This window comes from Streptomyces sp. NPDC018031, assembly GCF_044327625.1.
Lineage (GTDB): Bacteria > Actinomycetota > Actinomycetes > Streptomycetales > Streptomycetaceae > Streptomyces.
This window is the reverse complement of record NZ_JBIRFT010000016.1, coordinates 67,606-93,564: the sequence shown is the minus strand read 5'-3', so window position 1 is coordinate 93,564 and position 25,959 is coordinate 67,606. Positions and strand designations below refer to the sequence as shown.

The window sequence follows — 25,959 nt, the reverse complement described above, 5'->3', positions numbered from 1 at the left end:
GCGGGACCGGGTGGCGCCCGGTCCCGCGGGCGTCAGTCCTTGACGGCGCCGCCCAGCCCCGAGACCAGGCGGCGCTGCACCAGGACGAAGAAGACCAGCACCGGGATGGTCATGATGGTGGAAGCGGCCATGATGCCGCCCCAGTCGTTGCCTTCGTCCTTGAAGAAGACCAGCAGCGCCATCGGCAGGGTGGAGTTCTCGGTGGCACTGATGATGAAGGTCCGGGCGAACAGGAAGTCGTTCCAGGCCGAGATGAAGGAGAACACGCTCGTCGCCACCAGCCCGGGGAGGACGAGCGGGAAGAGGATCTGCCACAGGAAGCGGGTACGGCTCGCGCCGTCGATCGCGGCCTGTTCCGCCAGGGACTCGGGGACGGCCCGGACGAAGCCGCGCAGCATCCAGATCGAGAACGGCAGCGAGAAGGCGATGTGCGGCAGGATCAGCGAGCCCAGGGTGTTCAGCCCCACCCCCGGCACCGTCTCCCCCAGGTCGCGCATGAGGAAGAACATCGGGATGGTGAGCGCCTCGACCGGCACCATCTGCGCCACCAGGAACATCACCAGCAGTGTGGTGCGGAACCGGAACCGGAAGCGGGTGACGGCGGCCGCGGCCAGGAAGGCGATCAGCGCGGAGGCGATCACCACCGTCCCGGCGACGAGCAGGCTGTTGAGGAAGTAGCGGCCGAAGTCCTCCTGGTCGATCACGCGTCGGAAAGCGGCGAGGGAGGGGTGCGTGGTCCAGGGGCGGGGCTCGGTGGACTGCACCTCCCCGGCCGGTTTCAGCGCCGAGAGCACCATCCAGTACAGCGGGAAGGCGACGACGGCGGCCACCAGCAGGGCGGTCACCTCCGCCACCAGCCGCCACGGCTTGCGGACACGCGGGACGCGCACGGTCACAGTTCCTCCCCTCGGCGGCGCAGCAGCCGCAGGTACACCAGCGTCACCACGAGCAGGATGAGCAGCATCACCACGCCGATCGCCGAGCCCAGGCTGTACTGCGACGACGCGAAGGCCTTCTGGTAGGCGTAGACGTTGAGGACCAGGTTCTGCCCGGCGACACCTCCGCCGTCGGTCATCACGTAGATCTGGGTGAAGACCTTGAAGTCCCAGATGACGGACTGGATGGTGACCACGACCAGGATCGGCCGGAGCATCGGCACCATGACGGTGCGCCAGGTGCGCCACTGTGAGGCGCCGTCGAGCGCGGCGGCCTCCAGGACCTCCTGGGGGATCGCCTTGATGCCCGCGTAGACGGTGACCATCACGAACGGGAACGAGCACCACACGACCTCGCAGAGCACCAGGGCGAAGGCGCTGTACCGGCCGTAGGTCCAGGAGTGGTCCTGGAACCCGCTGAGGCCGAACCACACCAGCACCCGGTTGACCGGGCCGTAGTCGGGGTCGAAGAGGAAGACCCAGACGGTGGAGCCGGTGACCGCGGGGGTGGCCCAGGCGCCGAGGGCGGCCAGCATCAGCGCCAGCCGGGGCAGCGCGCGGACCCGGGTGAGCAGCACGGCCAGCGCGCAGCCGACGGCGAGGGTGGCCGCCACACAGACGGCGGCGAAGCCGACGGTGGTGGTGAGCACCTCCCAGAACTGCTCGTCGCCGAGGAGCCGGGTGTAGTTGGCCAAGCCCTGGAAGGTGGTGGGTTCGCCACCGCTGACCTGCGCCTGGGTGTACTCCAGGAGGGACATCAGGACGAGCTGGTAGATGGGGTAGAGCAGCAGTCCGCCGAGCACGAGCAGTGCGGGCGCCAGGTAGATCCAGGGAGTCAGGCGTCCGCCCCGCGCACCACCGGCCGGGCGCGGTCGGCGCCTGCCCTCACGTTCCGAACCGCTCCGCACCGCTGTGGCCGGCCCGGCCGTCCTGGCGGCCGTCGCCTTCTCCACGCCTGGTTCCCTCACGACCGGAACGCCTCGTCCATCTTGCGCGCGGCGTCCTCGGCGGCGTCGTCGACGTCCTTACGGCCGCTGACGATCTCCTGGAACATCGTGGGCAGGACCAGGGAGGCGTCGATGGACGCCCAGGCGGGTGAGGCGGGCACGAACCTGGCGCCTGCTTCGAGCGTCCTGACGAAGGGGGCGACGAACGGCTCGCGCCTGGCCGCCTCGGCGCGTACGTCGGTGTACGTGGGCAGGAAGCCCATCGCGTCGAACAGCTGGGCCTGGGTCGCTTTGCCGGCCAGGGACTTCATCAGCTCGACGGCGAGTGTGCGGTGGCCGCTGCTCTTGAGTACACCGAGGTTGTTGCCGCCCGCGAAGGCGGGGGCGATGTCGCCCGGGCGGCGGCCGGGCAGCGGTACGACCGCGTAGCGGCCTTTCACCGCGCCGCTCTCCACGGCCTGGTGGCTGAAGTCACCGCCGATGGCCATCCCGGCCTTACCGGACGCGAACGCCTGCACCGTGTCGTTGCCGCCCCACTGGGCGCAGGCGGCGGCCGGGCAGTTGTGGTCGCCGAAGAGGGAGGTGTAGGCCTTGATGCCGGTGCGGGCGGCCGGGCCGTCGATGGCCGCGGTGTACCGGCCGCCGTCCTCCTCCGTGGCGAGTTCACCGCCGCCGGCCCAGATGAAGGGCATGGCCCCGTAGGTGTACGCGCCGCCGACCGCCAGCCCGTAGAGTTCCGGCCGCTCCGACCGGATCCGCTTCGCGGTCGCCGCCAGTTCCGCCAGGGTCCGCGGCACGTCGAGGCCCAGTTCCCGGAAGACGTCGGTGCGGTAGTACAGCGCCCGTACCCCGACGAACAGCGGCGCGCCGTAGACCTTGCCGTCGACGGTGACGGACCGCCGGGCCGTCGGGTCGGTGTCCGCGGTCTCCGGCCAGGCGGCGAACTCCGCGCTGATGTCGGCCAGTCCGCCGTCCTTGACGTATCCGGCGGTGTCGGTGTTGCCGTACTCGATCAGGTCCGGGGCGCTGCGGGGGTCGTTGAAGGCGGCCTTGATCTTCTGGGCCCGGGTGTCCACGGGGATGTAGGAGATGTCGACCTCGACGTCCCGGTGCCGCGTGGTGAAGGCGGCTACGGCCTCCTCGACGACCTTCTCCTTGGGTTCGTTGTCCACCTCCCGGAAGAGCCAGACCCGCAGGGTGCCGCTCTTCGCGTCACCCTTGGCGCTGTTGTCGGAGGTGGACGGGGCACAGCCGGCTACGGCGAGAGCCGTGAGCAGCAGCACCGCCAGGGCACGGGCCGCCGGGCGGGCCGCGGGGATGGCGCGGACCTTCATACGAGACCCCCATCATCGTGTTGCAACATACGCAACGTGCGTTTCGCTAGGCACAACAGGCAGGAGCGTAGGCGCGGTTCCGCGCGCAGAACAAGAGGTCTGAACCACTCGGTACGCTGTCCGCGCCGTCTCAGCCGGCCGGGCTCTCCCCGAACAGGCCGGTCCCGGGCACGTGGCTGTCACGGCCATCGGCGCGGGCCGCGTTTCCGCCACGCCACCTCTCGCCCCCACTCCGGCCCACGGGCCCTGGAGCCACCGCGGTCGGGCGGCGCGCGGCGGAACGGAGGCGCGCGCCCGCGGGGGGAGCGGTGTGGTGTCGTGTCCAGCCGCTGCCGGGCCACTGCCGAAGCGGGTCGACACCTCCGGCGTGAGGGGGTGGTGGGCGCCCAGGGAGCGGACCCCCCGCCGCCCGCCGCCCGCCGCCCGCCGCCCGCCGTGCACCCTGGGCCATTCGGGCCTCCGGATCCTCGTCGAGCTGCCGGAAGACCGACCCCTCCGCCCCGTCACCGGGTTTCTCGACGTTCCGCACCCCTGGACCGGCTGGACCGCCGGATTGATGTTCCCGCGGGATGTGGTCACTGCCCGCGGCCCGGTACGACAAGCCCGCTGTCCGCTATAAGGCGACCGTCCGGCTCACGCTTATCCGGCCATCACCGTGGCCGCGCCTCATGCACGCTCACGACCACCCCACGGCCCGTCCGGCACCAGGGCGCCGAGCACGGACCGCAACTGGGGCGGCTCAACCGGGTCCGGCAGCGACCCCAGGTCCGGCCAGGCGATCCAGGCGTGCCCGTCGAGGTTGGTCTGTTCATCGGGGAGAAGGCCGGTCCGTACGACCGAGGGCTTCCGGTCGGCGAACCGAGCGATGAAGAAGTGCTCCGTCCCGACGTACCGCTTGCCGTTCCACCGCACGTCGCGGTCCACCGGCACCGACCGGTCATGCACCGCAGCCGGGTCGAGTCCGGTTTCCTCGGCCAGTTCACGACGGGCCGCCGCCAGCGGCGTCTCGCCGGACTCGATGCCGCCACCGGGCGGCTCCCAGAGCCATGCCCCGTCGAAGGGGTCCCGCCAGCGCAGCAGAAGCAGGCGGTGGGCAGCGTCCAGGCAGATGATTCGAACGGCGGGCCGGTGTGTCGTTTCCACCGTCCTGACAGTATGCGGTACTCGAAATGTCGATCAGGAACAGAGTCGTGTCGACCGCATCTCACCTGTCCTAGGACCGGGTGCGAGTCCCCGCGCTCTCTCGGCCGACCCTGGTTCATTCGGCGTCTTTCCGTTACCGAACGGAGCAACGGACCGCACAGGACGCGGAGTTTGCCGGGCCTTTGTGGTGATCTTTCCTCGCCCTCGTCCGTCCGAGCATCCTCAAGGAGAGTTCCCCATGCGTGCACGTTCCTTCCTGATCGCCGCGGCAGCCCTGCTCGTCGCCGGTTTCGGTACCGCACCGGCGGCCGCGGCGGCACCCACGAGCGCGGTCTGCCTCAACGGGCTCTGCCTGCCTCTCTGAACCGAACGACCGCGGCACGGGCCCATCCCTCCTTTTCGCGGGCTCCGGGGCGCGGCGGACCCCGGGCGACGATCCGCAGCGAGGACTGACGCCGGGCCCGGTGAGCGAGTCACATCCCGTTCAGTCGTCCGTCGCGCTCAGCCGGGTGGACTCCGGCGCGGCGATGTGCCCCGGCAGCCACCGCACCGGCCACATCCGGGGACTCCCGTCGGTCCCGGTGCCGGCGGCCACGCCGGCACCGGGACCGAGGCTCGGGGTCGTTTCTCAGCCGCCGACCCGGCCCTGAACCTATGCCGGTGAGCCGCGGGCAGGGCCGCTCTCCCGGACGGGAACGGCGTACACCAGCAGGTTCCGCTGGTAGCCGCCGCGTTCGCGGTCATACGGGGGTGCGCAGGTGACCAGGGTCAGGACCGGCCGTCCGTGACGCCGGAACACCTCCTTGGGGAAGCTGTCCCCGTCGACCACCTCACGCGCCGTCACCTCGTACCGCACGGTGGGTGCGCCCCGGCGGGCGACGGTGACGGCGTCGCCCTTGCGGACCGCGTACAGCTTGGCGAAGGCCCCCAGGCGGCCGGTGCGGTCGTCCACATGACCGATGAGGACGGCGGACCCGGCCCGCGCGCCCGGCGCGGGGCCGTAGCGGTACCAGCCGGCCTGCCCGGCGTTGCCGGGGACCTCCACGGTGCCGTCGTCCTCGACGCCGACTCCCTGGACACGGGCGTCCAGGGAAACGCGTGGCACGCGCAGCGCCGTCGGCTCGGGTGCGGGGCCGGACGGGCTCTCCTCCTCGCCCGGTCCACCGTCGCGGGCCCCGAACGAGTGCCCGGCCGGAAGCTCCTGGACCCGCGGCCGGGCCCCGAAGTCCGACGGCACCGAGTCCCCGGACGACCACGGCGACCAGACCAGCAGCGCCGCCAGGACGACGGCGACGACCGCGGTGGCCGCTGCGGCCACCGCGGAGGATCGCCCGCCCTCGCCCGAGGAACGCATGGACCGGCCGTCAGTCTCTGCGGCTGTGGAGGCGACGGGCGGCCAGCAGACCGGCGGCCGCGACGGCACCCGCGGCGCCCAGGGCGAGCCAGGCGGTGACGGAATCGTCGTCGGCGGCCATCGCGCCGCTCTCACCGGCGTTCACACCGTTCGGCGCGGAGTCCGTGCCGCTGATCGTCTGTGTCGCCAGCGCGAGGTTCTTGTCCTCGGCGCTGCCCCAGGCGTAGACGACCGTACTGACGCCCTCGGCGAGGTCGAGGTCGGCGGGGCCGATGGCCACGGTGCTGGTCCCCGCCAGGACGACGTCGGCGTTCACCGTGCCGGCGGGCACCTCGAGCGACTTCTCGTTCGGGTTGGTCAGACCCTCGATGATGGGCTTGCCGTCCGCGCGGACGTCCACGGCGGGTGCCGCGGCCACGTGCCGGACGGTCAGCCGCGACTGACCGACCGGGACCTTGGCGGTGTCGTTGACGAACGCGGTGAGCGTGGGGTCGCCCTTCGCGTCGAGGTGGGCCGCGAGCGTGGCGTTCGCCCCGGCCGGGACGTCGACACTCTTCTGGATGGCGGGTTTGCCGTCGGGGCCCTCGCCGTCGGCAAAGATCTCGATGTCGTAGGTGCCACCGTCCAGCGGCTGGGGGTCGGTCACGGTGCCCGGCTTGAAGTCGGGGACCAGTTCGTTCCCGTTGGCGTACACGTCGACGGTGAGTCCGGGAACGCCGTGGAAGACGGACACGGATGCCTTGCCGTTCTGTTGCGCCACAGCGTCGGCGGAGGCGGGAACGGCTACGGCCAGGGACAGTACGCAGGCACTGGCGGTGGCGGCTGCTGTCTTCCTGCTGCGTGAGTGAAAGCCCTCCCCGATGGGCTCCGCGGACGAGCCGAGGCGGTACCACAGCAGCTCGTCGCTGCCGTCCACCGGCTCCCAGAAGAAGAAGAGCGGCTTTTCCGTCTCCAGGATGCGGTGGTAGTGCCCGAAGTCCTCGTCCGGCGCATGACCAGACACGATCCCGGAACTCACTTCCCCGATGTCCGAAGCGGTGAAGTCCCGGAAGAAGTAGATGACGGCGTTCATGGCCGGGTCGTCGAGCTTCATGGTGATGAACCCGGTCTGGCCATGGCCTCCCCTGGACTGCGAGCGGTTGACCGAGTAGTGCACGACGTCTGCGAAGGGCATGTCCTACCTCTTTCACCACAGCCGGACCGAGACCCCTCACCCAACGCTGCCACGATCCGCCGCGACGGGCATCCGGTACACGCAGGGCCCGCGGACCACGGCATTTCGGCCCCCGCCCGGCTCCGGACGGCACGGCCTTCTGCCGGTGATGGCCGGAACCCCCTCGATCGGCAGACCGGTCGGCCCGGCGCGCCTCCGGATTCCGGCATGCGAGAAGGTATGCCCGTGTCTTCTCCTCCTCAACCCCGCGACCCTGCCGGGCACATGATCGTCTGCGGTGACGACGCGCTGGCTCACCGGCTGGCCTCCGAGCTCCGTGACGTCTACCGGGAACAGGTGACGCTGGTCGCTCCGGGCGACGGACCTGCGCGCGGGCCACGGCTCTCGCTACCCGGCCAGGGTCGCGCGTCGGCCTTCATCAACCGGATATCCACCGTCATGGCGGGAGCCCCGCCGAGAACCGTCGGCGGCGCCCCCGGCACGATGGAGGCCCCCGAGCCGACCGAATCGGTGCTGGCATCGGTCGGCGTGGCCAGGGCCGCCGCACTGGCCCTGGTGTACGACGACGACGAGACCAACATCCGCGCGGCCCTCACCGCTCGCCGTCTCAACCCGGGTTTGCGGCTGGTGATCCGGCTCTACAACCGCAAGCTCGGGCAGCACTTGGAAGACCTCCTCGACCAGGCCGCTCTCGTCGCCATGCCCGACCTGGACCCCGGCGCCCTGGACGCGTCCACCACCGTGCTGTCCGACGCGGACACCGCCGCGCCGGCCCTGGCCGCCACCGCGGTCGCCGGGACCAGCAAGGTCATACACGCCGACGGGCTGCTGCTGCGCGCCGTCGAACGCACTCCGCCCGGGTCCGGCGAGGTGACCGACCCCGGGCTGTGCACGCTGGCCCTCCTCTCGGCGACCACCCACGACCCGGCCGGCGCCGAAGGTTCGGACAGCAGCGGCACCGAAGGGCCGCAGCTGCTGCCCGGCCAGGACGACGTCGCCGCCGCCGTCGGCCGCGGCACCGTCGTCCTGGAGGCGGTCAGCCATTCCGGTCCCCCACTGTCCGCCAGACGGCTCGCCGGTCGCCGGGTCCCGCTCGCGGAGCTCTTCTCCCGCCGTCTTCGCTGGACCGCGGCCGGCCTGGCGCTGGCCGTGATCGCCCTCGCCGTCACCTCCTGGCTCACCACCGGGGCCGGTCCCCTCCACGCCTCGTACCTCACGCTGCTGGATCTGTTCTCCATCAACGATCCCGCGCTCGGCGCAAGCCCGGCCCGCCAGGTGCTCCAACTGCTGGCGGGTATGGTCGGCCTGGCGCTGCTGCCCCTGTTCGTCGCCGGTGCCCTGGAGGCTCTGGGCGCGTTCCGCAGCGCCGCGGCGCCCCGCCGCCCGCCGCGAGGGCTGTCCGGCCACGTCGTCCTCCTCGGCCTGGGCAAGATCGGCACCAGGGTGCTGGCCCAGCTGCGCGACCTGAACATTCCCGTCGTCTGCGTCGAGGAGGACCCCGAGGCACGCGGACTTCCGCTCGCCCGCCGGCTGAGGGTGCCGACCGTGATCGGCGACGTCACCCAGGAAGGGGTGCTGGAGGCGGCCAAGGTCCATCGGGCCCACGCCCTGCTGGCGCTCACCAGCTCCGACACCACCAACCTCGAAGCGGCGCTGTACGCCCGGACCGTCCGGTCCGACCTGCGGGTGGCGCTGCGCCTGTACGACGACGACTTCGCCACCGCCGTGTACCGCACCCTGCGCGCCGCCCATCCCGAGGCCCGCACCCGCAGCCGCAGCGTCTCCCACCTGGCCGCTCCCGCCTTCGCCGGCGCCATGATGGGACGCCAGGTGCTGGGCGCGATACCGGTGGAACGCAAGGTGCTGCTCTTCGCCGCCATCGGCGTGGCCGGGCACCCGCAGTTCGAGGGCCGCACCGTCGCGGAGGCGTTCCGGCCCGGCGCATGGCGAGTCATCGCCCTGGACGCCACAGCGCCGGCCGACCGCCGTCCCGACCTGGCCGCGCCCCGCCCGGCAGACGGGGAACCCCACGTCCCCGGTCTGGTCTGGGACCCCCACCCCGGCTATGTGCTGCGGGCGGAGGATCGCGTCGTCATCGCCGCCACCCGCCGCGGGCTCGCGGAGCTGCTCGGTCGGCGGCCACCCGCCCGGCCGGCCACCCGCCCGGTATGAACCGCACAGCGCCGGGCGTGTCCGGTCCGGGAGGCGGGGCGCGGTCACCCCGGCCGGTCACCCCCGCGGGTCGCTTCGCCGCCCGGCAGGGGAACTCAGCCCGTCGCGAGCTGCTCGCCCTGGCGGGGTGCCGGCGGCGTGTCCGCTCGCTGCCGGCGGTCGATCAGTGACAGCAGCGGGCCGGTCAACGAGGTGGTGACGACCGCCATCATCAGCAGCGCCAGGTACAGGCTCGAGGTGAGGACGCCGGCGCTGTAGCCGGCCTGGAGCAGGACGATCTCGGTGAGCCCCCGGGTGTTGAGCATGACGCCGATGCGAAGCGCCTCGACGGGCTCCTCCCCGCCCAGGCGGGAGACGGCATAGCCGCCGCCGATCTTGGAGAGCACGGCCAGGACCGTCGCCACGATCGTCACCAGCCAGGGGATGCCGCCCGAGCCCGTCCATATCTTCAGCCCGGTGGCGATGAAGAAGACCGGCACCAGCCACAGGCCCAGCGTGGACACCCAGCGGACCGGTGCGTCCCAGTGCGGGGAGTCGGGCGGGATCATCAGGCCCACCATGAAGGCACCGAAGATCGCGGTGAGGCCCCTGGACTCCGCCACGTCCGCCGCCAGAAGCACGCAGGCGGCCAGGACGACGGCCATCAGCCAGGGCCACCGGGCGCAGAGGCGCTCGGCCTGAGGCGCCCTCAGCAGGCGGCGGCCCAGAGTGGCCGCCAGCGCTCCGGCCACCAGCACGACGGCCGCGGTCGAGATGCCGCCCGAGCCGGGCTGGGCGATGCCGATCACCACGGCCAGCAGCAACCAGGCGACGGCGTCGACGAGTGCCGCCGAGGTCAGCGAGAGCCGGCCGGCGCGGGTGGTGGTCAGATCGCGGTCGGTGAGGATCCTGGCGAGCACGGGCACCGCCGAGACGGCCATGGTGATCGCGAGCAGCAGCACGAAGGCCGAGGCGGGCGCGGTCCCCCGCAACGAGGGCCGGTCGTGGAGGACGAGCCATCCGCCGAACGCCGCGCCGACCGCCAGGGAGGGCACGAGGGTGCCCAGTGCCGTCCATCCGATGGCCCTGTCCCGCAGCCGGGAGGCGTCCAGCCGCAGTTCATGGGCGACGCCCACCAGGTACAGCACCAGTCCGGCGTGCCCGAGGTCGCGCAGCGGCTCCAGCACGTCGGCCGGTAACAGGACGGACTGCGCCTCGGGCCAGGCCCAGCCGAGGACCGCCGGCCCGAGCAGCATGCCGAACGCGATCTCACCGACCACGCCGGGCTGCCCGATCCGGCGGGCGAGCCGGCGTCCCAGGAGCCCGACGGCCAGGAAGGCGCCGAGGGCGGCGATCGCGTGCGCGGCCACGGGGAGCGTCACCGGCCCGCCGCGCCGTCCGCCGGGGGGCCGTCGCCCGCGCCGTCCGCCGTCAGGAAGCCGACGGCACGGCGGACCACGGCGTCGTCGCGCAGCACCTTGGTGTGTCCCAGGTCCCGCACCCGCATCAGTTCGGCCTCTCCCCAGGCCGCCACCAGCGCCTCGCTGTCGGTGATCGGCGACTCCGGGTCGTTCTCGTCGTGGACCACGAGCAGCCGGCTGGTGAAGTCCCGTGCCGCGACAACCGGTTCGATGGCCTCGAAGGAGATGCCGAGCCACTCCTCCGCACGAGCCCGGACCAGCCCGATGGCCCTGGGCGATACCTGCATGACCTCGCCGGAGCGGCGCCAGAGGCTGGTGTAGCTGCTGACGGGGTTGACGAAGACGGCCCGCTCCAGGGTGACCCCGCGCGACATGGCGTAGGTCGTGGCCGCGGCGCCCAGCGAGTGGGCGACGACGGCGTGGAAGGGGCCGAACCGCTCATGGGCCGCCTCGACCGCCGTGGCGAAGTGGATGACGGAGGACTCCGCTCCCTCCGACTCGCCGTGGCCGGGGAGATCCGCGACGACCACCGCGCAGCCCGCCCGGGCGAGCGCGTCCGCCAGGACGGTCAGGTGCCCGGCGTTGCCGGCCCAGCCGTGGACCAGCAGGATCCGCCGCTCGCCCTCGCCCCACAGGTAGTGGACCACCTTGCCGCCGTCGACGACCTCGACCTCCTTGGCGGCCTGTTCCAGGATCGGCCGGGTGGCGTTCGGAGGCTGTGTCCGCATCGGCGTGAAGGCCAGCCGGCGCAGCTTCTCCGTGGTGTCGGTGTCCAATGTGATCGCCCCTTACCTCGTGTCTTCCAGGCTCCGCAGGTGTGCGGAGATGATCTTCCGGACCTCGGGTGACTCCACGATGTCGAAGTGGCCGGCGCCCTCGACGAGTGCCACGGTGGAGTTCCGCCAGGCCGCGTGCAGTTCCCCGGCGTGCACCGGTGGCACGTAGTCGTCGGCCGTGCCGTGGACGACCAGCCCGGGCACGTCGATCGTGCGGGCCGCCGCGAGCGCCGAATACTCGTCCCACACCGTCGTGCCGAATCTTCTCTCGATCTCCCCGACCACCCCCCGGACCCGCTCGTCGTCGAGGGCGTGCATCTCGGCGAACCTCTCCACGAGGAACATCTTGGCGGGCGGGGAGGAGATCGAGACCACGGTCCGGGCGGCCACCCCGGCGTGCCACGCGGTCAGGGCCCACAGGCCGCCCATGGAGTGGCAGACGACCGCGTGCAGGCCGGTGAGCCTGGCGTACAGGGCGCGCAGCAGGGCGCGGATCTCGGTGGGGTCGCCGGTGGTGCCCAGTGCCTCCCCGTGCGGCGGCACGTCGAACAGCACCACCCGGTAGCCCTGCGCGAGGAGCTCCTCGGCGATGGCCACCATGCTGCCCAGATTGGTGTTCAGGCCGTGGACGAGGAGGACGGTCGGGCCGCTGCCACTCTGGAAGTACTTGTAGAAGCGGCCGTTCACCTTGACGGTGTGCGAGCGGCACCGATTGAGGAACGCCTTCGCGAACGGATCGTGCGGCAGTTGCACGACCGTGTAGAAGCGCTCCACGAGGTCGTCCACGGATTCGGTTCGGCTCACTGCGCATTCCTCGATCGGTGTCGGTGGCTCACTTCGGCCGCTTCCTCGCCCGGGTCCTCAGCCGCCGGGCTGTTCGCTCAGCGCCGCGAGGCACTGCCTGGCGCGCTCCGGCAGGACGTACTCCCCCTCCTTCACGATGCGGTCGTACAGCGCCTCGACCCGCTCGTAGTGGCCGTCGAGGTTCTGGTCCAGCAGGTGGTACTCGGACTTGTTGTAGATGCCGAACTGGAGGTCGGTCATCAGGCCGAACGGATCGATGTCGGCCGCGCGCCGGGTCCCGCCGAACACCAGGCGCAGGAACTCGTCCACGCTCTCGTAGCCGAGCGTGGCGAGGAGGAACTCGATCGACGCCCACTTGCGCCTGGTCTGGTAGGCGCGCTCGTCCGGGTCGACGATGAAGTCCAGGCCGCTGGTCATGCCCTTCGGGTAGTGCACCTTGTTGAAGCAGCGCAGGTCGATGGTGAGACGGTCCTTGGTGGTCCGGGGCAGGGTGCTGTCGGCATGTGCCCGGTAGTTGTCGAAGACCAGCGCGTCGCCCACCCGGCTGTCGCAGTAGTAGCCCGGCGACGGCTTGTCGGCGTAGGTCTTCGCCCAGTACATCGCCATGAGGAAGTCCCGCACCGAGGGCAGGTCGATCTCGGACAGCTTCCCCTCCAGGAAGAGGTACAGCGCCTTGTCGACGGCGTCCTTCTCCTCGCCCGCCAGGCCGCACTCCAGCATCTTCTCGTAGACGTACGGCAGGTTCGGGGCCTCCACCTCGGCCTCTTCGAAGATCACGAAGGGTTGCCGGCTCAGCGGGGTGGGGGTCAGCGCGGTGTGGAAGCTGCGGTACTCGGTGGGGAAGCCCAGCTGCTTCTTCACCAGCGACGGGATCTGCAGGGCGATCGAGCTGGCCGCGTGGGTGCCGTACGGCCGCTTCTCGGCCGGCACGATGAAGGCGTTCACCACCGCGGTCTCGACCTCGGGGAAGTGCTCCTGGACGATGTCCTGGTTCAGGTCGTAGAAGCGCTTCGCCGAGGGCACGAAGAGCACGCAGTTCTCGAACATGGTGGAGACCGGGAAGTAACTGCCGATCGAGGCGGCGGCGAAGCTCTCCTGGATCACCGCCTGGCAGCGCAGCTGGCGTGCCAGGTTGTCCGCCAGGTCGTCGTCCAGGTTCATCCGGACGACCTGGGTGGGGTGCACCTCGGGGTGGAAGCAGCTGGAGTTCAGTGCCCGGTGCGGAGGCAGCCGGGACTCCATCTCGCCCTTGTCCACCTGGTACTTGTCCAGCACCGGGGACAGCTGTTCGGCGTGCACCGCCGCCGAGGAGTGCAGGAAGGTGCCGGTCTTCCGGTAGGTGCCGGTGACCGTGGCGTCGTCGTCCACCGTCGCGTCTGCCGCCTGGGTCGCGTCGCTCATGCCGTCGTGTTCTCCGCTCGGTCCGAAGTGTTGATGCGGTCCACATAGGTGCGGACGAAGTCCTCGTCGATGGGCGGGGACGGGTAGTCCGCCGCGCCGAAGACGGCGCCTCCCACCGGGAGCGCGGCGAACATGTCCGCCAGGCCCTCCGCCGTCAGTCCGTCCACCAGGGCGGCGATCCGGGCCATGGGGCTCGCCGGATGCCCGGCGGCGAACTCCAGTGCCCGCTGCCGCCATTCGTCGAAGGGCACGACCTCCGCCCCGCCGCCGGCGGCACCGACCATCTCGAAGAAGCGGTCGAAGGCCGGGGCACCGGAGTTGACGAAGTCGTAGTCCCTGCCGATGCGCGCCAGGTCGCCGGTCATCGCCTCGGCGATCGTCCGGCACAGGTAGTCGACCGGAAGCACCGCCGTGAGGTCGGCGTCCAGCGACGGGAAGCTGCCCATCTCCAGTCCGCCGGTGATCAGGTTGTGCAGGAAGTCGCCGCGGTCGAGCCGGAAGTGCCCGGTGCGCCCCGAGGCGGCGACGAACGGCAGCCGGTATGTCGACGCCTTGGCGCCGCGCCACCGGGCGGCGGCCACCATCTGCTCCGCCTGCCACTTGGAGGTGAGGTACCCGTACTCCCGGTCGTCCTCGGAGACCTCGTACCCCAGGTACTTGGGCAGCGTGGCGAAGGTGGAGACGAAGTGGAACGCCTTGCCGCGGCCGCGTGAGGCCAGGCGCAGCGCCTCGTGGGTACCGACCACGTTGGGGCCGATGTAGTCCTCCAGCGGCCGCATCCAGTCCACCAGGGCACCGGAGTGGCAGATGGCGTCCACCTGGTCGGCCAGTTCGTCGAAGTCCTCCTCGGTCAGGCCGAACAGCGGCCGGGTGAGGTCGCCGACCACCGGGTTCAGCAGCGGCGCGAACTCCTCCCGCCACAGGCCGTAGCCGTCGAGGGCGCCGACCAGGCGCTCCATGGCCTGGCGGGCGTCGTCCGCCCGCACCAGGCAGTAGGAGACCACCTCGGAGGCGAGCAGTTCGTGCAGCAGGTAGGCGCCGACGAATCCGGTGGCACCGGTGACGAAGACCGCCTCCGGGCGTACCGGCGCCGCGGTGGCGTCGCCGAACCGCAGGTCGGGGTGGAGGCAGCCCTTACGGGCGGTGGACAGGTCCGCGCCCGCGGCCCCGGCCGTCTCCGCCGCCTCGGTGGCCGGCGTGCCGGTGGCCGTCCCCGGCTCCGTGTCCAGCCCCGCCTCCAGCAGCTTCGCCAGCAGGAAGTCGCCCAGCGAGGTGAGGTTGGGGTGGTCGAAGGCGATCTTCGCGGGCAGGGCGAGTCCGGTCAGGTCCGCGAGCTGGTTGCGCATCAGCACCGCGGTCAGCGAGTCGATGCCGATGTCCTGGAGCGGCACGTCGACGTCCACCGCCTCGGGCGAGGCGAAGCCCAGGGTCTTGGCCACCTCCTCACGGACCACACCGAGCACCACGGCCGGGTACTCCTCCGGCGTGGCCTCGCCCAGCAGCTTGCGCAGGTCCGTACCGCCGCCGGCCCGGGCGCGGTTGCCGGCGTTGCCGCTGAGCAGCGCGCGGTACAGCGGCGGTACGCCGCCGCGGTTCTCGAAGTAGTGCTGTACGCGGTTCAGGTCCAGCGCGGCGGCCATGGTCAGGGCGCGGCCGCTCCTGGCGGCGAGTTCGAAGAGCTCCAGGCCCTCGTCCGGCGCCAGCCGGTCCAGGCCGAGCTGGGCGAAGCGGGCCCGGTCGAACTCGCTGAGCCCGGCGGCCATGCCCTCGCCCTCCCAGGGGCCGAAGGCCACCGAGGTGGCGGGCAGGCCCCTGGCCCGGCGCAGGTGGGCGAGCGCGTCCAGGAAGGCGTTGGCGGCGGCGTAGTTGCCCTGGCCGGGTGCTCCCATGACGCTGGCGATGGAGGAGAACATCACGAAGAAGTCCAGCTCCATGTCCTGGGTCAGCTCGTGGAGGTGCCACAGGCCGTCCACCTTGGGCTGGAAGACCGCGTCGAACCGCTCCGGTGTCAGGTCCGTCAGCGCGCCGTCGTCCAGCACACCCGCCGCGTGCACCACGCCGCGGAGCGGGCGCTCGTCGCCGAACAGGGCCAGCACGGCGGCGACGTCGTCGCGGTCGGCCGCGTCGCAGGCCACCACGGTGGCCGTGGCGCCCAGCTCGGCCAGCTCCTCCACCAGGGACTGCGCGCCGGGGGTCGCCATTCCGCGGCGGGAGGTCAGCACCAGGTCGCGTACGCCGTGGGCGCCGGCCAGCCACCTGGCCACGCGCCGGCCGAGGTCGCCGGCGCCGCCGGAGACGAGCACCGCGCCGTCCGGCCGGACGAACTGCCGCGGCCGGGCCGGGACCAGCACCACCTTGCCCACGTGCCGCGCCTGGGCGATGAAGCGCAGGCCGTCGGAGGTGTGGGTCATGGGGAAGGTCCGCAGTGGCAGCGGCGCCAGCTTGCCCTGTGTGAACAGCTCGGCGATGGAGAGCAGCATCCGCTGGATGAGGTCCGGTCCCGCCTCGGGCAGGTTGTAGACGGTGTAGGTCACGCCCGGGTGGCTCTGGTCGATGGCGGCTTGTTCGCGCACATCGATCTTGCCCATCTCCAGGAACCGTCCGCCGCTGCCCAGCATGCCCAGGCTGGCGTCGATGAACTCGGTGGCCAGGGAGTTCAGCACCACGTCGAAGCTACCGCCGGCTTCCCTGCCGAAGTGCTCCACGAAGTCCAGATCGCGGGAGGAGGCCAGATGGGCGTCGTCCAGGCCGAGCTCCCGCAGCGCGGACCACTTGGCCTTGCCGGCGGTGCCGTAGACCTCGGCGCCGTGGAGCCGCGCCAGCTGCACCGCCGCCATGCCCACGCCACCGGCGGCGGCGTGGATCAGCACCCGTTCACCCGGTTGCAGGGCGCCCAGTTCGTGCAGGCCGTACCAGGCGGTGAGGAAGGTCATCGGGATGGTGGCGGCCTCCTCGAAGCCGAGGTGCTCCGGCATGCGCACCACCTGGCGCGCGTCCGTGACGACCTCGGAGGCGAAGGAGCCGCGGGCCAGGCCCAGCACGGCGTCGCCCACCTTCAGCTGGTCGACGCTGCCGCCGACCTCGGTGACCACACCGGCGAACTCCAGCCCGAACGCGGGGATCTCCACCATGCCCAGGGCGTTGAGCACGTCGAGGAAGTTCACCCCGGCGGCCCGCACCTCGGCCCTGATCTCGCCCGGTGCGAGTGCCCGCTCGGGCAGGGGCCTGACCGTCAGCGGCTCGTCCAGGCGGCCCTTGGCGGTGATCTCCAGCTGCCAGCGGCCGTCGGCCGGGAGCTCCAGGTCCTGGGCCGAGCCCACCCGCAGCAGCTGCGGCACCAGCACCTCGCCGTGGCGCAGGGCGCACTCCGGTTCGGCCTCCAGCATGAGCGCGGCGGGGAGGGCCTTGCGGTCCGCCTCCCCCTCGCCGAGGTCGATCAGGCGCAGGTTCAGTTCGGGGTGCTCGTTGCGCGCGGTCCGCACCAGGCCCCACAGCGGGCCGGCGCCCAGCCCGGTCACCATGTCGTCGGCGCCGGTGCCCACCGCGTGGCGGGTGACCCAGACCAGCGGGGTGCGGAACTCCGTGGCCACCGCTTCCTGGAGCTGTTCCAGTGCCCTGGCGGCGAACGCGTGGGCCTGGGAGGGCACCGCCGCGTCGGAGTCCCACAGGCAGACCAGGCCGTCCAGGTCTTCGGCGTCCTCCAGGTCCCGGACCTTGATCACCTGGATGCCGGCCCGGGCCAGCAGGGTCTTCGCCTCCCGCGCCCACGGCACGTCCCCGGCCGGCGTCATCAGGCCCCAGGAGCCGCCCAGTTCGACGTTCTCGGTGTCGGCCTGGCGCCAGTCGACGTGGAACTGGAAGCGGTCCACCCCGGCCGCGGCCAGGCGGCGCAGCACGGCGCGGTCGACCCGTCGTGCGTGGAGGCGGTGCAGCCGGCCGACCGGGGTGCCGTCGCCGTCGTGGATGTCGAGGGAGGCCCAGAACTCGCCGTCGCCCAGCTCGAAGTCGGCGACCCGGACCCAGATCTCCGCCAGACCCTTCACCCGCAGCGACAGGCGCTCGGCCTCGAACGGCACGAAGAGGTCGTCGCCGGTCCGGTTCTGCAGCCGCTGCGTCAGCAGCAGCGAGTGCATGGCCGAGTCCAGCAGGGCCGGGTGCAGGACGTAGCCGGCGGCGGACTGCTCCGCGCTCTCCGGCAGCGCGGCCCTGGCCCACACCTCCCCGCCCACGTGCCAGGCCTCCTTGATGCCCTGGAAGGTCGGTCCGTAGCCGTAGCCCAGGGCGTCCAGGTCGCGGTAGAGGGCGGACGCGTCGAGGGGCTCGGCGCCCCGGGGCGGCACGGGCACCGCGGCGCCGGTGCCGGTGCCGGCTCCCTCGGCGGGCGTGATCCGGCCCTCGGCGTGCAGCTGCCAGGCGCCGTCCTCCCCCTCGGGCGCGCTGTAGACCTGGACGGGACGGGTCTCACCCATCGCCGGGCCCACGGTGACCTGCATCCGCACCGGCGTGTCGGAGGCGAGGACCAGCGGCGAGGCGATGACCACGTCCGACAGGTCCCACTCGCCCTCGTGGGCCGCGTCGCCCGCCGCCCGCATGGCCTCGAAGAACGCCGTGCCCGGCATCAGGACGGCGTCCATCACCCGGTGCTCCTGCACCCACACCGGCTGGTCGGCCGCCACCACGTTGGTGAACAGCGACAGCTCGGTGCCGGCGATCCCCACGCCGCCGCCGAGGAGCGCGTGGCCGGTGGGGTCCAGCCCGGCGCCGACCTCGCGGGTGAGCGGCGGCTCGAACCAGAACCGCTCCCGCTGGAAGGCGTACGTCGGCAGGGCCACCCGGTCGCCGCCGAAGGGCGCGAAGTAGCCGGCCCAGTCGACCGCGACGCCCCGCACGTGCAGCTCGGCCAGGCTCCGCTGGACGACGGCGGCGCCGTTCTTGCCCGGGGTGCAGGACGGCACCCAGGACACCGGCCCCTCGTCGGCCAGGCAGGACGCCCCCAGGCCGGACAGCACCGGCTGCGGGCCGAGTTCCAGGAAGGTGTTGGCGCCCGCGCGGCGCAGGCTGCGCATGCCGTCGCCGAAGCGGACCGCGTGCCGCACCTGGCGGACCCAGTAGCCGGGCCGCTCCAGTTCGCCCGGCGCGGCGAGCTCGCCGGTGAGGCTGCTGACCAGGGGGATCTGCGGAGGGCGGAAGCGGACGGTCTCCGCCACGGCTCCGAACTCGGCGAGCATGCCGTCCATGTGGTGCGAGTGGAAGGCGTGCGACACCGTCAGCCGCTTGGCCTTGCGGCCCAGCTCCGTGAAGTGGGCGATGATCGCTTCGACGGCTTCGGTGTCACCGGAGAGCACGGTCTGGGTGGGCGTGTTGAACCCGGCGACGTCCAGACCGCCGCGCAAACCGAGGGCCTCGACGGCGGCTTCCGCCTCCTCGCCGCCGACTTCCAGCGACACCATGGCGCCGCGGGCGGGCAGCGCCTGCATCAGGCGGCCGCGGGCCTCGACCAGCCGGCATGCGTCGTCCAGGTCGAAGACCCCGGCCACGTGGGCGGCGGCGAGCTCGCCGATGCTGTGGCCGAGCAGCAGCTCCGGCCGCACACCCCAGCTCTCCCACAGCCGCCACAGCGCCACCTCCAGGGCGAACAGGGCCGGCTGGGTGAAGTCGGTGCGGTGCAGCAGCGCCGCGTCCTCGCTGTCCGGATCGGCCCACATCACCTGGAGCAGCGGCTTCTCCAGTCCGGTGAAGCGGGCGGCGGCCTCGTCCAGCGCCTCGCGGAAGACGGGGTGGACGTCGTAGACGTCCTTGCCCATGCCCGGGAGCTGGCTGCCCTGGCCGGTGAGGAGCAGGGCCAGCCGGGGCTCCTCGGTGTGGCTCCCGGTGCCCACCGACTCGGCGGGCACTTCCCCGGTGCGGGCGTAGGAGGCCAGCTTGTCGAGGAGTTCGGCCTTGTCCTTGACGGAGAGCACCAGCCGGCGGCGGAAGTGGCTGCGGGTGGTCGCCAGGGAGCGGGCCACGTCACCGAGGCGGTCCTGGATGTTCATGCCCATGTGCAGGTGCAGGTTCTCCACCTGCTGGCGCAGGGCGGCGTCGGTGTGGCCGGACACCACGAACGGCACCGTGGCCGGCAGCGGCGCCGGCGTGCCCTCCTCGGCGTCCTCGGCGGCGGGCCGCGGCGGCTCCTCGACGATCACGTGGGCGTTGGTGCCGCCGATGCCGAACGAGCTGACGCCCGCGCGGCGCGGCGTCTCCTTCGCCGGCCATGGGCGCTGCTCCCGGACCAGCTCCATGCCGGCGCCCTTCCAGTCCACGGCGGGGGTGGGCTCGGCGACGTGCAGGGTCCGGGGAAGTGTGTCGTGGCGCATGGCCAGTACGACCTTCAGCACGCCGGCCAGACCGGCGGCGGCCTGGGTGTGGCCGAGGTTGGACTTGGCCGAGCCGACCCACAGCGGCGTCTCGTGCGAGTGGCTGCCGCCGAAGACCTCCGCGAGCGCGGTGCCCTCGATGGGGTCGCCGAGCTTGGTGCCGGTGCCGTGCGCCTCCAGGTAGTCGATGTCGTCCGGCTGGAGTCCGGAGGTGGCGAGGGCGGCGCGGATGACCCGCTGCTGGGCGGGGCCGCTGGGGGTGGTCAGGCTGGCGCTGTGGCCGTCGTGGTTGACGGCGGTGCCGCGCAGCACGGCCAGGATGGGGTCGCCGTCGCGCTGGGCGTCGGACAGCCGCTTCAGCACCACCGCGGCGGAGCCCTCGCTCCAGCCGGTGCCGTCGGTGTCGGAGGAGAACGAGCGGCAGCGGCCGTCCGCCGACATGCCGCGCAGGCGGCTGAACTCGACGTGCAGTTCGGGGGTGAGCATCAGGCTGACCCCGGCCGACACCGCGAGGTCGCATTCGCCGTTGCGCAGCGCGTTGCAGGCCAGGTGGGTGGTGACCAGGGAGGAGGAGCACGCCGTGTCCAGAGTGAGGGTCGGTCCCTCCAGGCCGAACACGTACGACACCCGGCCGGACATGGTGCCGCCCGCGGAACCCGGGCCCACGTAGCCGTCGAGGTCGGTCAGTCCGCCGGCCATGGTGAGGCCGTACTCGTGGTAAGCCGAGCTCTTCCCGACGCCGATGAACGCGCCGGTCTGGCTGCCGCGCAGCCGGTCCATGGTGTAGCCGGCGCGTTCGAAGGCCTCCCAGGTGGTCTCCAGCACCATGCGCTGCATGGGGTCGAGCGACCGGGCCTCACGCGGCGAGATGCCGAAGAAGGGGGCGTCGAAGAGGTCGATGGGGGCGACGAACCCGCCCCGGCTGCAGTACGAGGTGCCGGGCACCTCGGGGTCGGGGTCGTACAGGGCCTCGGCGTCCCAGCGGTCCTTCGGGACCTCGACGATCCCGTCTCCGCCGCGCTCCAGCAGCTCCCAGTACTCCTCCGGGGTGTTGGCGTCGCCGGGGAGCCGGCAGGCCATGCCGATGATGGCCACGGGCTCGTCCTGGACGGCGCGGCGGCGTTCGGGCACGGCTTGCCGGCTGGTCCCGGTGCCGCCGGCCAGGTAGGCGGCCAGCGTCTTGACGGTGAAGTGCTCGAAGAGCTTGGCCCCGAAGAGGGGGCGTCCCAGCAGTTCCTCCAGCCGTGTCTGCACCCGGACGACCCGCAGCGAGGTGCCGCCGATCTCGAAGAAGTTCTCGTTGACGCCGATCCGGTCGTGGCCGAGCACGTCCGCCCAGATGGCCATGATGTCCCGCTCCAGCTCGGTGGCGGGCTTGGCAGTGGCGTCGACCTCCACCACGGGGTCCGGCAGGGCCCTCTCGTCGATCTTGCCGTTCGGGGTGAGTGGAAGCTCGTCCAGCTCCACGATGAAGGCCGGCACCATGTACTCCGGCAGCCGCTCGGCCAGCCAGGGGCGCAGCACGCGGTGCAGCGGGGTCCTGGGCGGTTCGCCGACCGCGGGTGTGTTGGCGTATCCGCCGGGAGCGTCGCGGTCCGGCGCCTCGGTGGGCTGCGGGCTGAGGTCGGGGGTCTGGCCGGGCCGCCAGAACAGGGCGTCGCACCGCCAGGTGCCGCCGGAGCGGCTGGGCAGCAGAGCCATCTCCAGGCCCGCCTCGTCGGCGAGGTCGGCGAGGTCGGTGGGGTCGGTCCAGGACTCGGGCACGTCCGGGGTGCCGGCGCCCGTGGTCTCCAGGGCCGCGGCGACCCGGCCGCACACCTGGCCCAGCCGCCCGTTGGGGATGCCGTTCAGGCGGAGCGGGCGGTCGGTGACGGACTCCAGCTCGGCGCGGAGCGCGGCCGGGTCGAGGCCGTCCGCCTGCCAGTCCTTCTCCGCCGCCGGGGTGGCGGGCGGGGCGTCTTCGCCGATGTGCAGGGTGACGTCGTAGCGGTAGCGCGTCATCTCGTTGACGTAGCGGCCGTCGCGCAGGGTGATGTCGACGCGGCTGATCTGCGGGAACCGCTGCGGCAGGTCGGCGAAGTAGTCGCGGCTGAGCACCAGTTCGCGCTCCGCGCGCATCCCGCTCCGGGTGCGGCGGGCGAGTTCCTCGGCGGATATCCCGCCGGCCTCCCCGTCCGCGCGGAAGTGCGCCACGTCGGCGTGGAAGACGTCCAGCAGCGACAGGTCGCGTACGTCGCCGAGGAACACCCGCCCCCGGGTGACCGCCCGGGTCGCCCACTCCAGCACCGAGGTCAGGTAGTCGACGTCGGGGAAGTACTGGGCCACCGAGTTGAGGACCACGGTGTCGAAGGCGCCCTCGGCGACCTCGGGGAGTGCGTGGGCGGGGCGCTGCTCGCAGGTCACGTGCGGCAGGGAGGCCAGGTGCCGGCGGGTCATCTCGACGGCCGCGGCGGAGGTGTCCACGGCGTGGTAGCTGCGGCAGTGCGGGGCCAGGCTGAACAGCATCAGGCCGCTGCCGGAGCCGATCTCGAAGACGTTCTCCGGCGCGTGGGCGAGGATGCGGCGGACGGAGCTCCGCTGCCAGTCGCGCATCTCCTCCTCGGTGAAGGGGAGTCCGTCGTAGCTGTTGCGCCAGCCCGCCAGGTTGAACGTGGCGTCGGCGGTGACGGGGTCGTCGCCGGTGCCGGGAGCGGAGGGAGCCGGGCCGGTTCCGGCCTCGTAGGCGCGGTCCCAGGCGGCGGCCCACTCGGCGAGGGCGACGCTCTGGTCCTCGGGGGCGGGGGCCGGATCGACGGCCGCGGCCGTCTCGCGGACGCAGTAGGCGACCAGCTGCTCGTCGCGGCCGACCACCACGGCGCGGCGGACCGCCTCGTGGCGGCTGACGGCCGCCTCGACGTCGGCCGGTTCGATGCGGTGGCCGCGCAGTTTGACCTGGCGGTCGTTGCGTCCCAGCAGGGTCAGCCGGCCGGGCTCGGCGAAGCGGGCCAGGTCGCCGGTCCGGTAGAGGGTGCCGGGGTGGAAGGGGTTGGCGGCGAAGCGGAGCCGCGTCTGTTCGGGGTCGTTGCGGTAGCCGCGGGCCACTCCGGCGCCGCCGATGCACAGCTCTCCGGGGAAGCCGAGCGGCACCGGCGACAGGTTCTCGTCGAGGACGTAGACCCGGGTGCGGTCGATCGGGCCGCCGATGAGGATGTGCTCCTCCTCGTCCCGGGCCGCCACCTCCCAGACGGTGGACCACACCGTGGTCTCGGTGGGGCCGTACATGTTCCACACCGAGGCGGGGGCCGCGGTGGCGAGCAGCCGGTCCGCCAGGTCGCGGGGCAGCGCCTCACCGCCGCAGAGGACCTTCCGCAGCGTGGGGGTGCCGCGCCAGCCGCCGTCCAGCAGCAGCTGCCAGGTGGCGGGGGTGCCCTGCACCATGGTGATCGCGTGCCGCTCCATCAGCCCGCTCAGGGCCTTGGCGTCCAGGGTCTCCTGGGGCTGGGCGATGACCGTGGTCGCGCCGCAGAGCAGCGGTAGGAACAGCTCCAGCACGGAGATGTCGAAGGACACGGTGGTGACCGCCAGCAGCCGGTCGGTGGCGGCGCAGCCCGGCCGTTCGCGCATGGCGGCCAGGAAGTTGCCCAGTGCCCCGTGGGTGATCTCGACCCCCTTGGGGCGGCCGGTCGAGCCCGAGGTGTAGATGACGTAGGCCAGGTCGTCGGCGCCCACCTCGACCGCGAGGTCCCCGTCGGCGCTCGGCTCGGCGCCCGGGTGGACACTCACGCAGCGGGTGTCCCAGGCGGCGAGCGCGACGGGCGTGGCGGCGGGGGTGACGATGAGCCTGGGATCGGCGTCGTCGATCATCTGCCGGATGCGTTCGGCCGGGAACCTGGGGTCGACGGGCACATAGGCGGCGCCCGTCTTCATGACCGCCAGCAGGGCCACGACCAGGTCGATCGAGCGGTCCAGGGCCACGCCGACCAGGTCGCCGGGCCCCACGCCCCGGCCGGTCAGCGCGTGCGCGAGGCGGTTGGCGCGGGCGTTGAGCTCGGCGTAGGTCAGGCTGGTGTCCGCGCAGACCAGTGCGGTGTCCTCGGCATGGCGGTGCGCGGCCTGTTCGAAGAGCCGGTACAGGCCCTGCTCGGGGAGATCGGTGGTGGCGCCGGCCGTGTCGTTGAACTCCTCCACGAGGTAACCGCGTTCGTCCGCGGTGAGGAGGTCGACGGCGGCCGGAAGCTGTTCCGCGGCGGAGCGGAGCCGGTCGCACCACGCGGTGAACTGGTCGGCCAGCCGGGTGACGTCGCGGGCCGCCAGGCGCGTGGCGTCGTGGTGGAAGGCGACGAGCGCACCGTCCTCGGCGCCGTCCTGCCGGATGTGGAGTTCCAGTTTCGGACGGTCGCCGTCCTGCCCGCCGGGGGCGTGGCCGGCGGCGTCGCGGGGGCCCCACGAGATCAGCACGTCCGGTGTCAGCGCGCCGCTGTGCCGGCGTTCCCGGAGCGCCTCGTCCCGGCCGACGGCGTCGCGGCGGATCCATCCCCGCTCCTGGCCGCGGGTGAACTCCTCCCGCACCGCCCGCAGGTTCTCCGAGACCGTCGCGTCGGCGTCCACCCGGCACGGCAGCGGCAGCCAGGCGGCGAACAGGTCCCGGTGCGCGGCGTCGACACCCTCGCGGGGGGCCGCCATCGCGAGGTGGACCTCCCGCCGGCCGCTCGCCCGGCTCAGGAAGACAGCCAGCGCACCGGCCAGCCGGGCGGCGGCGGCCGCGGAGGCGTCCAGCCCGCCGTCGTCGCCGTCCTGGCCCGGGACGTGGCATCGCACGAGGACGGGCTCCGGCTGCTGTCCGCTCCGGGCGCTCTCGGTCCCGGCCTCCGGAAGGGGCTGCGGGTAGGGCAGGCGGTAGGGGTGGTCGCCGCTCCCGATCAGGCGCTTTCGCCACCGGGCGGCGGCCTTGGAGGCTCTGACGCCCGCATCGGTGAGGCGCGCGCTCGCGTCCTCGGCGGGGACGTCCAGGATCGTGCCCGGCCGGATCCCGTGGGCCTCCGCGACGGCGCCGGCGGACCGTTCCTCGCCCTCCAGGGTGCACAGCCGGGTCAGCGCGACGCTTCCGGCGCCGGTGGCCACCCGCAGGCCCGTCGTGTCGTCGCAGGAGAGGACCGTACCGGGCGCGGCGGTGCCGTCCGCGGGCGCGGCGGTGCCGGCCTGGCAGTGAGCTCCCCGGATGGCGTAGAAGTGCCCGTCGAGGCGGACCTTGGGCCATACCAACGGGCTTGCGAACGGGCCGTAGTCGGTGGCTCGGACCAGGGCGGCGATGCGCTCGGCCGGAAGGGCCCAGTCGACCAGTCCCTCGGCGGCGAACTGGGTGTGCCGTGAGAAGTAGCGGCGCGTCGCGGAGTCCTGGGGCGTCGAGGTCTCGCGGCCCTCCGCGATCGCGTCGATCAGTCCGGCCAGGCTGCCGACGGCCGCCTCGTCGCACTTCAGGCCCAGGGACAGCGCGGTGTCCTCGGGCTCGATCGCCACCGGCACCCGCCCCAGCACCTCACCGCCGTCGACCACCTCGGCCATGCGGTGCCAGGTGATGCCGTACTCCCGTGCCCCGTCGGCGATGGCCCAGGAGGGTGTGTGCAGGCCCGAGTACTCGGGCAGCGGGCCGTAGTGGTAGTTGACGGCGGCCCGTGTCGCGCAGCCCAGCAGCGCTTCCGGTACCACCGCGTAGTTGCCGACGCTCAGCAGGAGGTCGCAGGTCAGTCGCGGTGCGAGTGCCACGGCCTCGGCGAGCTCGTGGTGCGGGACACCCGCCTTGACCGCCCACGACTTGGCGGTGGCGTCACCGGTGACCACGGCCGCGATCCGGTGCCCCTTCGCCATGAGTACCTCGCCGCAGCGCGCGAGTACGCTCCCGCTACCGATCAGGACGGAACTCAAAGAAGTCAATGCCGTGTCTCCCCGTGATGACCCGCGGCGCGTCCGGTGAGCGCCACCCGTCCCGGGGCAGGGGAAACGGCGCCCATGGCGGCCCGGTAAGGGCCCGCAGGTGCCGGAACCAAGCGCGCACCCGGGGTCGGTCCCCCGTGCACGCGTGCCGATCCCCCCGAGATCGAGCGGCGGCTGCCTCACGGGCAGTCGGGCAAGCGGCTGCGCCGTGAGTCGTCCGCGCTGTCAGGATTGCAAGTACGCCAGGTGCTGA

General features: G+C 72.5%; 13 protein-coding genes. 2 read left to right on the top strand and 11 right to left on the bottom strand.

The annotated features are described in order from the left end of the window. Positions 1-32: 32 nt before the first annotated feature. From ACH4B3_RS27670 to ACH4B3_RS27655, 4 genes are all read right to left on the bottom strand, one after another. Positions 33-890, bottom strand: a complete 858-nt coding sequence (locus ACH4B3_RS27670) for a carbohydrate ABC transporter permease (protein WP_398467245.1) — start codon at positions 888-890, stop codon at positions 33-35. 2 nt (positions 891-892) lie between these two features. Further along, the gene (locus ACH4B3_RS27665; protein ID WP_398467361.1) at positions 893-1,843 is read right to left on the bottom strand and encodes a carbohydrate ABC transporter permease; all 951 of its coding nucleotides are present in this window, start codon (positions 1,841-1,843) and stop codon (positions 893-895) included. Between the two features lie 56 nt (positions 1,844-1,899). Next, positions 1,900-3,216 (bottom strand): extracellular solute-binding protein, encoded by a 1,317-nt coding sequence (locus ACH4B3_RS27660; protein ID WP_398467243.1) that lies wholly within the window; start codon positions 3,214-3,216, stop codon positions 1,900-1,902. Between the two features lie 666 nt (positions 3,217-3,882). Then, positions 3,883-4,359 (bottom strand): NUDIX hydrolase, encoded by a 477-nt coding sequence (locus ACH4B3_RS27655; protein WP_398467241.1) that lies wholly within the window; start codon positions 4,357-4,359, stop codon positions 3,883-3,885. A 238-nt stretch (positions 4,360-4,597) separates the two neighbouring features. Between ACH4B3_RS27655 and ACH4B3_RS27650 the strand changes: the two genes are divergently transcribed. Next, positions 4,598-4,723: a hypothetical protein gene (locus ACH4B3_RS27650; RefSeq protein ID WP_398467239.1), complete on the top strand. Its 126-nt coding sequence runs from the start codon at positions 4,598-4,600 to the stop codon at positions 4,721-4,723. Between the two features lie 288 nt (positions 4,724-5,011). On the opposite strand, the gene ACH4B3_RS27645 is transcribed toward ACH4B3_RS27650, so the two are convergent. After that, entirely contained in the window at positions 5,012-5,677 is a 666-nt protein-coding gene (locus tag ACH4B3_RS27645; RefSeq protein ID WP_398467237.1) for a class F sortase, read from the bottom strand. Between the two features lie 46 nt (positions 5,678-5,723). Continuing rightward, entirely contained in the window at positions 5,724-6,575 is an 852-nt protein-coding gene (locus ACH4B3_RS27640) for a DUF4397 domain-containing protein (protein ID WP_398467359.1), read from the bottom strand. A gap of 531 nt (positions 6,576-7,106) precedes the next feature. Between ACH4B3_RS27640 and ACH4B3_RS27635 the strand changes: the two genes are divergently transcribed. Then, positions 7,107-9,059: an NAD-binding protein gene (locus tag ACH4B3_RS27635; RefSeq protein ID WP_398467235.1), complete on the top strand. Its 1,953-nt coding sequence runs from the start codon at positions 7,107-7,109 to the stop codon at positions 9,057-9,059. 95 nt (positions 9,060-9,154) lie between these two features. On the opposite strand, the gene ACH4B3_RS27630 is transcribed toward ACH4B3_RS27635, so the two are convergent. Genes ACH4B3_RS27630 through ACH4B3_RS27610 form a run of 5 tightly spaced genes read right to left on the bottom strand, consistent with a single transcriptional unit; the run spans position 9,155 to position 25,706 of the window. Further along, positions 9,155-10,420: a cation:proton antiporter gene (locus ACH4B3_RS27630; protein ID WP_398467233.1), complete on the bottom strand. Its 1,266-nt coding sequence runs from the start codon at positions 10,418-10,420 to the stop codon at positions 9,155-9,157. After that, positions 10,417-11,235 (bottom strand): alpha/beta hydrolase, encoded by an 819-nt coding sequence (locus tag ACH4B3_RS27625; RefSeq protein ID WP_398467231.1) that lies wholly within the window; start codon positions 11,233-11,235, stop codon positions 10,417-10,419. The genes ACH4B3_RS27630 and ACH4B3_RS27625 overlap by 4 nt, the downstream gene beginning before the upstream one ends. 12 nt (positions 11,236-11,247) lie before the next feature. Further along, entirely contained in the window at positions 11,248-12,039 is a 792-nt protein-coding gene (locus ACH4B3_RS27620; RefSeq protein ID WP_398467229.1) for an alpha/beta fold hydrolase, read from the bottom strand. A 57-nt stretch (positions 12,040-12,096) separates the two neighbouring features. Then, positions 12,097-13,440 (bottom strand): hypothetical protein, encoded by a 1,344-nt coding sequence (locus tag ACH4B3_RS27615; RefSeq protein ID WP_398467227.1) that lies wholly within the window; start codon positions 13,438-13,440, stop codon positions 12,097-12,099. Then, positions 13,437-25,706 (bottom strand): amino acid adenylation domain-containing protein, encoded by a 12,270-nt coding sequence (locus ACH4B3_RS27610; RefSeq protein WP_398467225.1) that lies wholly within the window; start codon positions 25,704-25,706, stop codon positions 13,437-13,439. Before ACH4B3_RS27610 ends, ACH4B3_RS27615 begins: the two co-directional genes overlap by 4 nt. Positions 25,707-25,959: the final 253 nt, after the last annotated feature.

Excerpts from the sequence above, each read along its gene's own strand:
- ACH4B3_RS27660 (WP_398467243.1), bottom strand. The coding sequence starts at position 3,216 with ATGAAGGTCCGCGCCATCCCCGCGGCCCGCCCGGCGGCCCGTGCCCTG.
- ACH4B3_RS27650 (WP_398467239.1), top strand. The coding sequence starts at position 4,598 with ATGCGTGCACGTTCCTTCCTGATCGCCGCGGCAGCCCTGCTCGTCGCC.
- ACH4B3_RS27615 (WP_398467227.1), bottom strand. The coding sequence starts at position 13,440 with ATGAGCGACGCGACCCAGGCGGCAGACGCGACGGTGGACGACGACGCC.
- ACH4B3_RS27635 (WP_398467235.1), top strand. The coding sequence starts at position 7,107 with ATGCCCGTGTCTTCTCCTCCTCAACCCCGCGACCCTGCCGGGCACATG.